This window comes from Kribbella swartbergensis (assembly GCF_054784135.1).
Genome location: NZ_BAAGPM010000005.1, coordinates 97934 through 111670 on the forward strand (window position 1 = coordinate 97934; position 13737 = coordinate 111670).

Annotated in this window: 12 protein-coding genes; 7 read left to right on the forward strand and 5 right to left on the reverse strand. The window is 68.9% G+C overall.

Features of this window, described 5'->3' with window-relative positions; genetic code table 11:
* Nucleotides 1-297: 297 nt before the first annotated feature.
* The gene (locus ACYVOK_RS01005) at nucleotides 298-1566 is read left to right on the forward strand and encodes a M48 family metalloprotease (RefSeq protein WP_460660288.1); all 1269 of its coding nucleotides are present in this window, start codon (nucleotides 298-300) and stop codon (nucleotides 1564-1566) included.
* Here the strand turns inward: ACYVOK_RS01005 and ACYVOK_RS01010 are convergent.
* Entirely contained in the window at nucleotides 1563-2528 is a 966-nt protein-coding gene (locus tag ACYVOK_RS01010; RefSeq protein WP_460660289.1) for a glycerophosphodiester phosphodiesterase, read from the reverse strand. The two genes, ACYVOK_RS01005 and ACYVOK_RS01010, sit on opposite strands and share 4 nt — an antisense overlap.
* A 189-nt stretch (nucleotides 2529-2717) precedes the next feature.
* Here ACYVOK_RS01010 and ACYVOK_RS01015 point away from each other — a divergent pair, with 189 nt between their 5' ends.
* Together ACYVOK_RS01015 and ACYVOK_RS01020 are read left to right on the forward strand one after the other, a co-directional pair.
* Nucleotides 2718-4439 (forward strand): ABC transporter ATP-binding protein, encoded by a 1722-nt coding sequence (locus ACYVOK_RS01015; RefSeq protein ID WP_460660290.1) that lies wholly within the window; start codon nucleotides 2718-2720, stop codon nucleotides 4437-4439.
* Nucleotides 4436-6172, forward strand: a complete 1737-nt coding sequence (locus ACYVOK_RS01020; RefSeq protein WP_460660291.1) for an ABC transporter ATP-binding protein — start codon at nucleotides 4436-4438, stop codon at nucleotides 6170-6172. Before ACYVOK_RS01015 ends, ACYVOK_RS01020 begins: the two co-directional genes overlap by 4 nt.
* A 48-nt stretch (nucleotides 6173-6220) precedes the next feature.
* On the opposite strand, the gene ACYVOK_RS01025 is transcribed toward ACYVOK_RS01020, so the two are convergent.
* Both ACYVOK_RS01025 and ACYVOK_RS01030 read right to left on the reverse strand, forming a co-directional pair.
* On the reverse strand, nucleotides 6221-6775 hold the full coding sequence (locus ACYVOK_RS01025; protein WP_460660292.1) for an rRNA adenine N(6)-methyltransferase family protein: 555 nt from the start codon (nucleotides 6773-6775) through the stop codon (nucleotides 6221-6223).
* Nucleotides 6776-6836: 61 nt separating this feature from the next.
* Nucleotides 6837-8015 carry a CapA family protein gene (locus ACYVOK_RS01030; RefSeq protein ID WP_460660293.1) on the reverse strand — a complete coding sequence of 393 codons (1179 nt, stop codon included), beginning with the start codon at nucleotides 8013-8015 and terminating at the stop codon, nucleotides 6837-6839.
* Nucleotides 8016-8182: 167 nt separating this feature from the next.
* Between ACYVOK_RS01030 and map the strand changes: the two genes are divergently transcribed.
* Nucleotides 8183-8950, forward strand: coding sequence for a type I methionyl aminopeptidase (gene map / locus ACYVOK_RS01035; RefSeq protein ID WP_460660294.1), 768 nt, complete (start codon nucleotides 8183-8185; stop codon nucleotides 8948-8950).
* A 45-nt stretch (nucleotides 8951-8995) separates the two neighbouring features.
* Here the strand turns inward: map and ACYVOK_RS01040 are convergent, their stop codons facing one another.
* Nucleotides 8996-9538 carry a TetR/AcrR family transcriptional regulator gene (locus tag ACYVOK_RS01040; protein WP_460660295.1) on the reverse strand — a complete coding sequence of 181 codons (543 nt, stop codon included), beginning with the start codon at nucleotides 9536-9538 and terminating at the stop codon, nucleotides 8996-8998.
* A 98-nt stretch (nucleotides 9539-9636) separates the two neighbouring features.
* Between ACYVOK_RS01040 and ACYVOK_RS01045 the strand changes: the two genes are divergently transcribed.
* Complete coding sequence (locus ACYVOK_RS01045; protein ID WP_460660296.1) at nucleotides 9637-10860, forward strand: FAD-dependent monooxygenase; 1224 nt, start codon at nucleotides 9637-9639, stop codon at nucleotides 10858-10860.
* Between the two features lie 33 nt (nucleotides 10861-10893).
* Here the strand turns inward: ACYVOK_RS01045 and ACYVOK_RS01050 are convergent, their stop codons facing one another.
* The gene (locus ACYVOK_RS01050; protein WP_460660297.1) at nucleotides 10894-11997 is read right to left on the reverse strand and encodes an Rv2578c family radical SAM protein; all 1104 of its coding nucleotides are present in this window, start codon (nucleotides 11995-11997) and stop codon (nucleotides 10894-10896) included.
* Nucleotides 11998-12094: 97 nt separating this feature from the next.
* Between ACYVOK_RS01050 and ACYVOK_RS01055 the strand changes: the two genes are divergently transcribed.
* Together ACYVOK_RS01055 and ACYVOK_RS01060 are read left to right on the forward strand one after the other, a co-directional pair.
* On the forward strand, nucleotides 12095-12928 hold the full coding sequence (locus tag ACYVOK_RS01055; RefSeq protein WP_460660298.1) for an NmrA family NAD(P)-binding protein: 834 nt from the start codon (nucleotides 12095-12097) through the stop codon (nucleotides 12926-12928).
* A gap of 20 nt (nucleotides 12929-12948) precedes the next feature.
* Entirely contained in the window at nucleotides 12949-13731 is a 783-nt protein-coding gene (locus ACYVOK_RS01060; protein ID WP_460660299.1) for a TetR/AcrR family transcriptional regulator, read from the forward strand.
* Nucleotides 13732-13737: the final 6 nt, after the last annotated feature.

The window sequence follows — 13737 nt, forward strand, 5'->3', positions numbered from 1 at the left end:
GGCGGCCAACCTGGATCAGGAAGCCAGCCGGGCTCGGGGGTAAACCCCGCGGGTGGCGCCGGCCAGTTCGGTGGCGGATTGAAACGGTATGTCATGAAGCCTTGCCCCCCATTCGGTCACATGACCGAATCGCGATTCACCCTGTTACTCAGGTCGGCGCCGGCGATGCGTCTGATGCCGCACAGATGCAAGGCCGACAAATGTTCATCGCGAGACGCACACGGAGCGTTACATCCAGTCAAATTCCGCTCGACACACCAGACAGTCACCCTGCTCCCGGGCTGCCACACTTCTCGCGTGCAGAGTGCCGAGGAAGTGGTCCGCTGCCCCCAGTGCGGGCACCAGATCAGAGTTGAACGGCGGTATGTCACCTGGTGCGACCGGTGCGACTGGAACGTCGACCCGGCCCCGCCCCTCGACCACACGCCGCCCTGGCGCCTCCGGCTCGAGCACAAGCTCGCCGACGCCCTCTACCGCGAACTGGAAAAAGGCACCATCCACCGCCCCAGCTGGGACGCCGCCCGCGTCGCCGCCTACCTGCTCTCGCTGCTGCTACTCCTTCTTCCTCTGCTGGCTCTGGCCTGCACCATCGCGCTGCTCCTCTTCTACCGGCCGCTCTGGTTCAGCGCCATCCTGGCGCTGCTGACCTTCTGCCTGGCCCTCGTCTTTCGCCCCCGAGCCAACAAACTCCCGTCCGACGCTGAACTGGTCTCCCGCGACCAAGCTCCAACGCTGTACGGCGTACTGGACCGCATCGCCGAGGCAGTCGGCACGCAGAAGGTCGCAGCCGTCGTCGTGGACGTCGAGCCGAACCTGTGGTTCAGCAGGATCGGCTGGCGGTTTCGCCCAGTCGTCTGCATCGGCCTGCCCCTGTGGACCGGCCTGAGCCCGCAGGAGCGGGTCGCGATCCTGGCGCATGAGCTCGGGCATGGCCGGAACGGCGATGCCGAGCACGGCTGGGTGATCGGAGCAGCCGAGTCGATCCTGCACGAACTGCGAACGACGTTCTCGTCGCAACCGCTGGATCTGTACCGGCGAGACATCGATCCCTACAACGAGACCACCAGTGCGTACGTCGGCCTGATCACGCGCACGGTCAATGCCACTGTGGGCGCGCTGGTGCGTGGTTACGGCTGGTTGCTGGACCGTGCGTTCCTGCGGAGCAGTCAGCGGGCTGAGTATCTGGCTGACAGGAAGGCGGCTGAGGTCGCCGGGTCGGAGGCGACTGCGCACGCGCTGGAACGGCTCTTGCTGGGCGAAACGGCGTACCGGGCCATGGAGCGGGCATTGCGCTTCGGGAGCGAGATCGAACCGTTGGAGGCGGTCCGGCGGGCTGTGAACGAGGTGCCGAAGCGGGAGATCGAGCGTCACGTCAGAGCGAGCCGGGAGCGCGAGACGCGGACGGACGCCACTCATCCCCCGACGTATCTGCGGACGAAGCTCATCCGGACCAGGCCCAGCACCGGTGCGCAGGTCGTACTCGGGCTCGACGAGAACCGAGCGATCGACCGCGAGCTCGCACCTGTTGCGGACAAGGTGTTGGCGGAGTTGCGCGCCGAGCTTTAGACGTGGAGGGCGGTCTGGCGTACTGCGAGTGCGGCCTGGTCGGGGTGGTCGGTGAAGAGGCCTTGGATGCCCAGGGTGGTGAAGCGGCGGAGTTCGGTCTGGAAGTCGGTGCCGATGGGGAGGAAGCGGCGCTCGGCACGGAAGGTCCAGACCTGGACGGCGAGGCCGGCGCGGTGGGCCTGGTCGACCAGGCGGGTCGGCTCCCCCAGGCAGCCGTCGGACCGGCGTGGGATGACCAGGTCCTTGTGCGGCGCCAGCACCTGGGCGTACGTCGAGATCTCGCGCAGGCCGGCCGGCTCGATCAGGTCCGCGAAGGTGCGCCCGTCGCCGGTCCGGAGGAAGTCGTTCGGCGCGCTCTCCGCGTCCACCAGTTGCACCAGCGGCACGCGCGTCATCACCGACAGCCGGCGCAGGCTGGTCGGCTCGAACGACTGCACCATGATCTCGTCGCCGCGCAGCCCGAGGGTCAGGATCCGCTCGGTCAGCAACTCCTCCAGCGGCAGTCCGAGCCGCCGGAAGTACGCCGGGTGCTTGATCTCCGGCAGGACGCCGATCGGCCGGCCGAGCCGCTGTGACTCCTGCCGGGCCAGTGCCACCACCTCGTCGAAGGTGGGAATCGTCTCCAGGCCGTCGTACGCCGTGTTGCCGGCCCGGAGCCCGGGCATCCGTTCCCGCGCCCGCAGCGACCGCAGCTCGGCGTACGTGAAGTCTTCGACGAACCAGCCGGTCACCGCGGTCCCGTCGACGATCTTGGTCATCCTCCGGTCCGCGAACACCGGGTGGTCGGCGACGTCCGTCGTACCGGAGATCTCGTTCTCGTGCCGGCAGACCAGGACGCCGTCGAGGGTGGCGACCAGGTCCGGTTCCAGGTAGTCGGCGCCCTGCTCGGCGGCCAGGCGGTACGCCGCCGCCGTGTGTTCCGGGCGGTAGCCACTCGCTCCCCGATGCGCTATCACCAGCATGGTTCCAGGACAGGCGGCCGACATGGCGCACCGGGAACTCGTTGCCCAACGCAAGGTGAAGCTCTCTTGATGTGCGGGCGGACACCGGCCGGGCACGCGGCGTCACCGGCGGGGCCGCGACCGCGGCCGGGCCAGACGCGATTAAATCGCATGCGGACTGTCGGTGGCCGCACCTAGCCTGAACAGGTCATGAAACAGCTCCCGCTCGCCGATCCCGGCGTTCCCGATCACCGCTCCCCGGCGCGTTACCTGCTCTGGGTCGCGCGCGGTCAGTGGCGCACGCTCGCCGGCGGGATGGCGTTCGGCATCCTGTGGATGGCGTCGCAGGCGTTCATCCCGGCCATTCTCGGTACGGCGATCGACGAGGGCATCGCGGCCCGCGACGGCGAGCGGCTGTTGCGGTGGACGGCAGTGCTGTTCGCGGTCGGGGTGGTGCAGGCGCTGGCCGGCATCATGCGGCACCGGTTCGCGGTGACGAACTGGCTGAGCGCGGCGTACCGCACGGTGCAGGTGGTGACCCGGAAGTCGGCCGACCTCGGTGCGACGCTGCCGAAGAACCTGGCGACCGGCGAGGTGGTCAGCATCGGTGCCGGCGACCTGGCCTACATCGGCAACCTGATGGAGATCTCGGCCCGGTTCATCGGCGCGATCGTCGCGTTCGTCGTGGTCGCCGCGATCCTGCTCTCCACCTCGACGACGCTCGGCCTGGTGGTGCTGATCGGCGTCCCGGTGATGCTGTTCTGCCTCGGCCCGATGCTGCGGCCGCTGCACCGGCGGCAGTTCGCGCAACGCGAGGCAGTCGGCGAGCTGAACTCGCTCGGCTCCGACATCGTGGCCGGTCTGCGGGTGCTGCGCGGCATCGGCGGTGAGGAGTCCTTCTCCCGTCGGTACCGCACCGAGTCGCAGCAGGTCCGGCAGGCCGGTGTGCGGGTTGCGCGGATCCAGTCCGTGCTCGACGCCGCCCAGGTGCTGCTGCCTGGTGTCTTCGTCGTGCTGGTCGTCGGCATCGGCGCGCACTTCGCGCTGCGCGGTGAGCTGAGCGCCGGTTCGCTCGTCGCGTTCTACGGCTACGCGATGTTCCTGGTCCTGCCCCTGCGGACGGCCACCGAGTTCGCCAACCAGTTGATGCGCGGTCTGGTCGCGGCGCGCCGGGTCGTCCGCGTGCTGTCGCTGCAGCCCGAGATCACCGACCCGGCGGAGCCGGTGCGGTTGCCGGACCGCGGTGACCTGGTCGACCCGGTCTCCGGCATCCGAGCCCGCGACGGTCAGCTCACCGCGATCGTCTCCGCGGAGGCGGACAGCTACAACGAGCTTGCCGACCGCCTGGGCCGGTACGGCGACACCAGCGAGGTGCGGTACGGCGGAGTGACTCTGGCCAGCGCTACTCGCGAGGACGTGCGTCAGCGCATCCTGGTGAGCGACACCGGCGCCCAGCTGTTCACCGGCACGTTGCGCCAGGAGCTCGACCCGGACAACCGCCGCACCGACGACGAAGTGATGGCAGCGATGCGTACGGCGTCCGCCGAGGACGTACTCGTCGCCCTGCCGGACGGTCTCGACTCCGAGGTCGAGGAGAAGGGCCGGTCGTTCTCCGGTGGTCAGCGGCAGCGGCTGGTGCTGGTCCGCGCGCTGCTCGCCGGCCCGGCCGTGCTGATCATGGTCGAGCCGACCTCCGCGGTCGACGCGCACACCGAGGCGCGGATCGCGGACCGGCTGCGCGCTCACCGGGCCGGCCGCACCACCGTCGTACTGACCGCGAGCCCGTTGCTGCTCGACCGCGTCGACGAGGTCGTCTTCCTCGCCGCCGGCCGAGTGGTTGCCACCGGCAAGCACCGCGCGCTGCTCGAGACCGAGCCGCGTTACCGAAGGACGGTCACCCGCCAGACGGAAGAGGAGGAGGTGCTCACATGAGGCAGATCCTGCCCGTCGCGGGCCCCACCGAGATCCGTCGGCACGCGCGCCGGCTGGCCCGGCGGCATCCGCGGACGCTGCTGCTCGCGTTGCTGCTGCACGGCCTGGCCGCGATCACCGGGCTGGCCGCGCCGCGGCTGATCGGTGAGCTGGTCGAGGACGTCCAGCGCGGCACGACCGCGGCCAAGGTCAACCAGGTGATCCTGGTGATCGCGGTGTTCATCGTGGCGCAGTCGCTGCTGACCCGGTGGGCCCGGTTCAAGTCGTTCGCTCTCGGCGAGCAGGTGCTGGCCGAGTTGCGGGAGGACTTCGTCGACAACGCCCTCGCGCTGCCGATCGGCACGGTGGAGCGGGCCGGCACCGGTGACCTGCTGTCTCGCACCTCTCGTGACGTCGACACCTTGTCGCGCACGGTCCGGTTCGCCGTACCGGAGACGATCATCGCGTCCGTCACCGTGCTGTTCACCGTCGGCGCCACGCTGCTGGTCGGGGTCTGGGTGCTGGTGCCCCTGCTCGCGATGGCGCCGATGCTCTGGCTCAGCACGAAGTGGTATCTGCGTCGCGCGAAGGACGGGTACCTCCGCGAGAACGCGGCGTACGCGCAGATGACCAGTTCGCTGGCCGAAACGGTCGAGGGCGCCCGGACGGTCGAGGCCTTGCGGCGGTACGAGGAACGCGTCCGCCGGACCGACGACGACATCCGCGGCTCCTACAACGCCGAGCGGTACACACTGTTCCTGCGGACCATGTACTTCCCGGTGGCCGAGGTCAGCTATCTCGTTCCGGTCGTGGGGACGCTGCTGTTCGGCGGCTGGCTGCACCTGAACAACCAGGTCACGCTCGGCGCGGTCACTGCAGCCGTGCTGTACGTCAACCAGCTGATCGACCCGGTCGACCGGTTGCTCTCCTGGCTGGACGAGTTGCAGTCCGGTGGTGCCGCGTTCGCGCGGTTGCTCGGCATCAGCGACGTTCACGACGACCGGACGCCGTCCGGGCGATCGCCCGAGGGTGAGCTGGTCGAGGCGCGGGACGTGCGGTTCTCGTACGTCGACGGCCGCGACGTCCTGCATGGCGTGGACCTGACCATCCAGCCGGGTGAGCGGATCGCGATGGTCGGCCCGTCTGGCGCCGGCAAGTCGACACTGGGCCGGCTGGTTGCGGGCATCCACCCGCCCCGAACAGGTTCGGTGACGGTCGGCGGTGTGGGGATGACCGAGCTGCCGCTGGACGAGCTGCGTCGGCAGGTCGCGCTGGTGACGCAGGAGCACCACGTGTTCGTCGGCACCCTGCGGGACAACCTGTCGATGGCTCGGCCGGACGCCTCCGACGAGGACCTGCTCGACGCGCTCGCGGCGGTGGATGCTCGCGAGTGGGCCGAGGCGTTGCCGGACGGCCTGGACACGCGGGTCGGATCTGGACAGCTCGCGTTGTCGCCGGCGCAGGCGCAGCAGTTGGCGCTCGCCCGGCTCGTGCTGGCCGACCCGCACACGCTGGTGCTGGACGAGGCGACGTCCTTGATCGACCCGCGAGCGGCGCGACACATGGAGCGTTCGCTGGCCGCCGTACTGGAAGGCCGGACGGTGATCGCGATCGCACACCGCCTCTACACCGCCCACGACGCCGACCGGGTCGCGGTGGTGGAGGACGGCCGCATCAGCGAGCTGGGCAGTCACGACGAGCTGGTCGCTCGCCAAGGCTCGTACGCCTCTCTCTGGGCCTCCTGGCACGGCTGACCGACAGCACAGAGCCCCCGCCCTTGCTTGGCGGGGGCTCTGTTCTTTCTAGGCTCGGGTACGGCGTTTCCGCAGTACCAGGACGGCTGAATCGACATGGGGCGGTGGGGTGAAAGCCTTACGGGGAAGGCGAAGACCGATCGACAGGTCGTAGTGGTGGAACCACCGGTTGGCGCCTGGCGCGTCACCGCGAGCCCACCGGTTCGCCACCGCCCGCTGCAACACCAGATCCGCCGACACCAGGCGGGAACCCGGTGACAGCAGGCGTTTCAGCAAAGCGGTGGAGATGTTGTACGGCGGACTCGACACCACCCGGAACGGTCGCGACGGCAACCGCAGATCGGCCGCATCGGCACGGACCACCGTCACCGGCGCGTCCGCGAACCGCCGACGCAACCGGTCGGCACGACCAGGGTGGAGCTCGACGGCGACCACCTGGGCTCCGGCCCGGACCAGTGGCGCGGTCAGCGCACCGAGTCCGGCTCCGACGTCGAGGACGAGTTCACCGGGTTCGATCCCGGCGGCGTCCACGACCCGTTGGGCCCAACGACTATCGAGCGGATGCCATCCCCAGGCACCCCTCGCCTGCCCGGAGGCGGGCACGGCGGACCATCACGAAGTACGTACTCATGCGCCCGACCATAGACCGCCGCGGCGCACGCCCTCAAAGCATTTTCTCCAGGGCTTTCGGTGCGGCTCCCAGGGAGGTCACGGTCGCCGTCGTACGGCGTTCGGCTCGTTCCAGCCGGGCACGCCGGGCAGCCGCCAGGCCTGGCTTGGCGAGTTCACGCCGTACGTCGAGAACGCGAACGGGCAACGCATCCGTCATGAGGAGCGGGGCGTACTCGGCGGTCGAAGTGGTCCACCGGTCGCCTGATCTCTCGAAGGTGAAGCGAACCAGGAGGCCCTCGGCCTTGGTGGAGGCAGGTTCGCGATGGGCCGCGATCAGGTTGCCGAGGCCGTACGCGACCCATTTGCCGCCGAGTTGCTGCATCGGCTGGACGACGTGGGCGTGATGCCCGAGCACCAGATCGATGTTGCTGTCGGCAAGCAGTTGCGGAGCGACCACACGCTGCTGGTCGTTGATTCTGCTGGAGTACTCGGTGCCCCAGTGGCAGCTGACGACCACGATCTCGGCGCCGCGGTCCCGAGCCTTCTTCGCCATCGCCTTGATCGCCGGTACGGCGATCTCGCCGGCGCGCCAGGTATCACCGTTCGGATACGGCAGGCCGTTGAAGCCGTAGGTGTAGCTGAGGATCGCGATCTTCACGCCGCGAACGTCGACGATCGTGGGAGTCGCGGCCTCGTCCGGTGTCCGGGCAGTGCCTGCGTGCCGGAGTCCGGCGCGCTCGAGCATCGTGAGAGTACGGTCGACGCCGGCCGCGCCGCTGTCGAAGCTGTGGTTGCTTGCTGTCGTGCAGACGTCGTACCCGGTCTGCTTGAGCGCGGCGGCGATCTGCGGCGGCCCCTGGAACAGCGGGTAGCCGCGGTACGGACCGCCGAGTGGAGCCAGCGGCGTCTCGAGGTGGCACACCGCGAGGTCGGCGCCCTCGACGAGTGGCTTCACGCCGCTCATCACCGGCGCGAAATCCCAGTCCCCGTTGCGGCCGTCTCGCTTCGCGGTGGTCCAGAGCCGTTCGTGCAGGAGTACGTCGCCGGTTGCCACCAGCGTGATGCGGTCGGGCCGGTTCTTGTTTTCCGGGGCTTTGCGCCCAGGTGCGCTCGGCTTGTCGGCCTGGTCAGAGCCCGTATCCGCGGCTGTATCCGCGAGGCACCCGGTGGTGGCGAGTGATCCTGCTCCGGCGAGCATCGCCCCCAGCACGGCTCGTCGTCGTACCGCCATTGTGTGGTCCCCCAAGCTTTGTCGCCTGGAAGACGCCGCCATGGACGGTTTGGTTCGCAATCAGGGGGAAGTCGTCCTGAGTGGCCGGATCGTCCGGGGACCAATCGACGACCGTGATAATAGTACCGGTATAGTTATCCGGGTACTGCGGAGGTCGAGGAGCGGGCATGGTCGAGTTGAAGACTCCGGCGGAGATCGAGCGGATGCGCGAGGCCGGGCGGGCCGTCGCCACCGCCCTGGCCGCGGTGAAGAAGCAAGCCGCGCCCGGGATGTCGCTGCGTGAACTCGACGAGGTGGCGCGCGACGTACTGCGCTCGTTCGGCGCGGTCTCACTGTTCGAGGGGTACCAGCCGTCGTTCGCGACCAGCCCGTTCAGCGGGGTGATTTGTACGTCGGTGAACGACGCCGTACTGCACGGCCTGCCCGGAGATCTCGAACTGCGGGACGGCGACCTGCTGAGCGTCGACTGCGGTGCGTCCGTCGACGGCTGGTGCGCCGACTCCGCGATCAGCTTCTGCGTCGGTACGCCGCACGCCGAGGATCTCGAGTTGATCGCCACCACCGAGCAGGCACTGGCGGCTGGGATCGCCGCGGCCGTCCCCGGCAACCGGCTCGGCGACATCGGCGCCGCGATCGGCCGCATCGGCAAGTCGGCCGGGCTCGGCACGAACCTCGACTTCGGCGGCCACGGCATCGGCCGGCGCATGCACGAGGATCCCCACCTCCCCAACGGCGGCCGCCCCGGCCGCGGGCTCGTACTCCGCCCCGGGCACGTCTTCGCCATCGAACCGTGGTTCTGGAACAGTCCCAACACCACCTACGTGATCGACGACGACGGCTGGACCCTCCGCTCCGCCGACCACTCCCGAGGCGCCCACGCCGAACACACCGTCGCCGTCACCGAAGACGGCCCCCAGATCCTCACCCTGCCGTAACCGACCTGGGCTCCGCCGCGGTCTTCGGTTGCACACCGGAGATAGCTACGAGCTCCGCAGGGTGTCGTACGCGGCGTCGACCGCCGCGGCTCGCAGCTCGTCGACATCGACGCCCTCGAACGCGACCGCACAGTCGGACAGCCCACCGATCGCGACCATGCCGCGCACCTGGTCGGCCAGCGAGGGTGATTCCCCGATGAGCAGGGCGATGATCCGCCGGCGCCAGCCCGCGACATGGTCGGTCAGATGCATCTCCTGCAGCACGGACAGATCGCGGATCGCGAGCAGCAGCAGCCCGCGATGGCGGTAGGTGAGGTCGAAGAACGACCCGAGCAGCTCACGGCGGTCGGCCGGCGGATCGGCTTCGACCCGCTCGACGTACGCGTCGAAATCGTCGATCAGCGGTTTCGCCAGGCTGCTGACCAGGTCGTCGCGCGAACTGAAGTGGTAGTAGAGCGCCGGCTTGGTCATCCCCAGCCGGTCCGCGATGTCCTTCAGGCTGGTGTGCCGCAGCCCCTTCGCGCTGAACAACTCCAGCGCGGCCTGCTGGATCCGCTCCCTGGTGTCGGCGCTGCGCACTCTCGGCATGCCGCCGAGTTTACTGACCGCCCGTTAAGTAAGGCATTGACAAGACAAGCCCCGTTTGTTTACCTTCCGTTAAGTAAACAAACGGAAGGAGTTCCGTCGTGGCAAGGGTGCTGATCTCGGGTGCGAGTGTGGCCGGCCCGGTGCTCGCGTACTGGCTGCGCAGGTTCGGCTTCGAACCCACGGTCGTCGAACGCACGCCCGCGCTGCGCCACGGCCTCGGCGGACACGCCGTCGACCTGTTCGGCTCAGGTGTCGAGGTCGTGCGGCGGATGGGCGTGTGGACGCAGGTTCACGAGGCACGGACCCGGACCTCGATCATGACGCTGGAGCGCCATGGCGGGCGCCCGGTCGAGGTGAACGTCGACCGGCTGAGCGCCGGCATCTCGGACCAGCACGTCGAGATCCTCCGCGGCGAACTGACCAAGATCCTGTACGACGCGACCCGCGCGGACGTCGAGTACCTGTTCGGCGACTCGATCGCCTCCGTGCATGACGACGGCTCCGGCGTCGACGTGACCTTCGACCACGCGGCGCCGCGCCGGTTCGACCTGGTGATCGGCGCCGACGGTTTGCACTCGACGGTTCGCCGACTCGTCTTCGGCCCGGAGGAGGGACTGCGCCGGCCGCTCGGTGGTTATCTCGCGGTGTACTCGCTGCCCGATCTGTTCGACCTGGGCAACCGGATGCTCGTCCATCTCGACGTCGACCGGATCGTCAGCACCTACGGCGTTCACCAGACCGGCCAGGCTCGGGCGGCCTTCCTGTTCCGCAGATCCGGGGAGTTGGCGTTCGACCATCGCGATCAGGAGCAGCAGCGACGGATCCTCGAGGCCGAATTCCGCGACTACGGCTGGCAGGTCCCGCTGCTGCTGGAGCACCTGGCGCAGGCTGACGACTTCTACTTCGACTCGATCAGCCAGATCACCTTGGACAGCTGGCAGCGAGGGCGGGTGGGACTCGTCGGGGACGCTGGATTCAGCCCCGGACCGGCCATCGGCGGCGGGACGAGCCTGGCCGCGGTCACGGCGTACGTGCTGGCGGGCGAGCTCGCGTCCGCCCGAGACGATCTACCGGCCGGGTTGCGCAACTACGAGCAACGAATCAGCCGGTACGTCGAGCTCAGCCGTGCCGCCGCGGTGAAGACGATGCGGTCGGTGATTCCGGCGAGCCGGATCGCGGTACGACTGACTCCCTGGGCAACGGCGGCCCTGGTCAAGCTGCCGGCCTCGGTGCAGAAGCTGGCCTGGTCCCGAAACGGCCTGGGCAAGGCGCTCGGCGCCCTTCAACTGCCGGACCACACCGCCCTCGCCACCAGTCGATGACCAGCCCACCGACGCAGCAAGCCGCCCCGCAACTCAGAACAGGGTCTGTTGGTTGATGTCCGGGGTGGCGTGAGGAATGGGGGCCGGCCGACGGGTGCCGCGGGGGTGCCGGACCGGGTTGCGGTGGCGGGGTGTGCGGACGCGGGGGTTGGTGGATTCCGAGCCGAGGGGATCCGAGCGGTGATGTGATCCGCGGCCGAAGCCGTGTTTGTCGAGCAGCGGCCGGACCTTCTCCGCGAAGGCGTTCTGGTAGCTGGGTCCGGCGTTGACACCGTGGGCATAGAGGGACTCGTAGCGGGCTACCAGGTCTGGGCGCTCCTGGGCGAGCCACGCCATGAACCACTCCTTGACCCCGGGCCTCAGATGCAGCACCAGAGTGGTGACGCCAGTGGCACCGGCTTCGGCAAGCTGGCCGAGGAGGTGGTCCAACTGCTCGGGCGAATCCGTGAGCCACGGCAGGACCGGCGCGACCATGACCCCGCACGGCAGCCCAGCCTCCCGGACGGCGCGAATCAGGTCGAGCCGGCCGCGCACCGAGGGCACACCAGGCTCGACCAGTTTCCGGAGCTCCTCGTCGGCCAGTGCGAGTGAGACGCCGATACCGACCGAAACCTCGGAGGACGCCGCCACGAGCAGGTCCAGGTCGCGCCGCAGCAGCGTCCCCTTGGTCAACACCGACAACGGCGTACCCGAGCCGGCCAGGACCTCGATGATCCCCGGCATCAGCCGATACCGCCCCTCGGCCCGCTGGTACGGATCCGTGTTGGTGCCCAAGGCAACCTGTTCACCACGCCAGGACGGCCGGGCCAGCTCGCGACGCAGGACGTCGACCACGTTCGTCTTCACCACGATCTGCTGATCGAAGTCGGCCCCCTGGTCGAGCTCGAGATAGCTGTGCGTCGGCCGGGCGAAGCAGTACCGGCAGGCGTGCGTGCAGCCGCGGTACGGATTGATGGTCCAGTTGAACGGCAGTGACGTCCCCGGCACCGAGTTCAGCGCCGACCGGGCGAGCACCTCGTGGAAGGTGATCCCGCGGAACTCCGGTGTCGTCACAGACCGGACCAGGCCCGCGATCGACCCCAGCCCCGGCAACGTGCCCGGAGTCTCCGCGTCGACCTGCTGACCGGCCCATCTCATACATCACAGTCGAACACATGTTCGCCGGATCTTCAAGTCGACCCTGCTTCAATTTCCGTATACCCTACGAGAATCACCGACCTAGGGAGGCACCGCGATGACGATCCTCGTGACAGGCGCGACCGGCAGCGTCGGCCGGCTGCTCGTCGACGAGCTCGTGGCGGCCGGCGCACCGGTCCGCGCGCTCACCACGAACCCGAAGAAGGCCGCGCTTCCCGACTCCGTCGAGGTCGCGAAGGGCTACCTCGGCAAACCCGAGACACTCCCCGCCGCACTGCGCGACATCGACACGGTCCACCTCGCACCACTCCCGGCGTACGTCGACGACTTCGTGACGTGCGCGCAGGAGGCCGGCGTACGGCGGGTCGTCGTACTCTCCGGTGAACCGGCGGAGTACGAGGCGCAGGGCGATCCGGCCGACTGGCACTACTACAAGATCGAGTGGGCGATCGAGCAGGCCGGCTTCGAGTGGACGCACCTGCGACCGGGTCAGTTCATGAACAACACCCTGGACTGGGCGCCGTCGATCAAGGCGGAGAACGTCGTCCGCGCGCCCTACCCCGCGGCCGTCCAGACGCCGATCGACCTCGCCGACATCGCCGCGGTGGCTCGTGTCGCGATCCTCGACGAGACCTACACGGGCCGGAAGCTCACCATGAGCGGACCGGAGGGTTTGACCGCGCCGCAGCAGGTCGAAATCATCGGCCAGGCGATCGGGCGGGAGGTGAAGTTCGAGGAGCAGTCACCAGAGGAGTACCTGGCGCTCTGGACCCCGATCGTGGGCGCGGAGACCGCTCAGTGGCTCCTCGACGGTTTCCGGATGATGGCCGAGCACCCGATGACCCCCGAGCCGACAGTGCCCGAGCTCACCGGTCGGCCCGGCACGACGTATCGCGAGTGGGCGATAGCCAACGCCGACGCCTTCCGTTGACGCATGGGACGCTGTGCACTGTGACAGTGCGGCACAGCGGTGGAGGTCAGCCGGAGCGCACTCTCGCGCTGCTCTGGCGCAACAAGCAGCCGGCAGGCGAGGTACGGCGTACTGCGGGCAGACGACCCTCACTGGACGTGGACGGCGTGGTGCGCGCGGGCATCCAGTTGGCCGACGAACGCGGGCTCGAAGCGGCCTCGATGGGTGGAGTGGCGAAGGTACTGGGTGTGGGCACCATGACCCTCTACACGTACGTCCCGTCCAAGGAGGAACTGCTGGACCTCATGGTCGACGAGGTCCTGGCAGAGCGGCAGCTACCCGGCCCAGGCGAACCGAGGCCGGCCGACTGGCGTGAGCAGATCGAGCTGTACTCCGAACAGACCCGAGCGATGTTCCAGCGCCACCCCTGGTTGGCGCGGGTGTCCACCGTCCGTCCGCCGGTCGGCCCCGGAATGCTGGCCGGCCGCGAGTACCTGCTCTCCACACTCCTCCCCCTCAACCTGAGCCCCCGCGACACGAACACAGCAGCTCTCGCCATCACGACGTACGTCGACTCCGCCGCAGGACAGGAGGCAGAGAGTCTCCTGGTCGAGCGCGACACCGGGCAAAGCCATGAGGTGTGGTGGCACGATCGCAACGATCTCTGGGAGACGTACTTCGACGTCGAAAGACATCCCGCGATGACGGCGATCTGGCACGCCAACGGCTATCAGGACACCGTCCGCGAGGCCGCCACGGACGCGTACCGCTACGGCCTCGACCGCCTTCTGGACGGCATCCAGGCCCAGGCGGTAACCCGGTAGACGCCG

Excerpts from the sequence above, each read along its gene's own strand:
- ACYVOK_RS01020 (WP_460660291.1), top strand. The coding sequence starts at position 4,436 with ATGAGGCAGATCCTGCCCGTCGCGGGCCCCACCGAGATCCGTCGGCAC.
- ACYVOK_RS01010 (WP_460660289.1), bottom strand. The coding sequence starts at position 2,528 with ATGCTGGTGATAGCGCATCGGGGAGCGAGTGGCTACCGCCCGGAACAC.
- ACYVOK_RS01030 (WP_460660293.1), bottom strand. The coding sequence starts at position 8,015 with ATGGCGGTACGACGACGAGCCGTGCTGGGGGCGATGCTCGCCGGAGCA.
- ACYVOK_RS01055 (WP_460660298.1), top strand. The coding sequence starts at position 12,095 with ATGACGATCCTCGTGACAGGCGCGACCGGCAGCGTCGGCCGGCTGCTC.
- map (WP_460660294.1), top strand. The coding sequence starts at position 8,183 with ATGGTCGAGTTGAAGACTCCGGCGGAGATCGAGCGGATGCGCGAGGCC.
- ACYVOK_RS01040 (WP_460660295.1), bottom strand. The coding sequence starts at position 9,538 with ATGCCGAGAGTGCGCAGCGCCGACACCAGGGAGCGGATCCAGCAGGCC.
- ACYVOK_RS01015 (WP_460660290.1), top strand. The coding sequence starts at position 2,718 with ATGAAACAGCTCCCGCTCGCCGATCCCGGCGTTCCCGATCACCGCTCC.
- ACYVOK_RS01050 (WP_460660297.1), bottom strand. The coding sequence starts at position 11,997 with ATGAGATGGGCCGGTCAGCAGGTCGACGCGGAGACTCCGGGCACGTTG.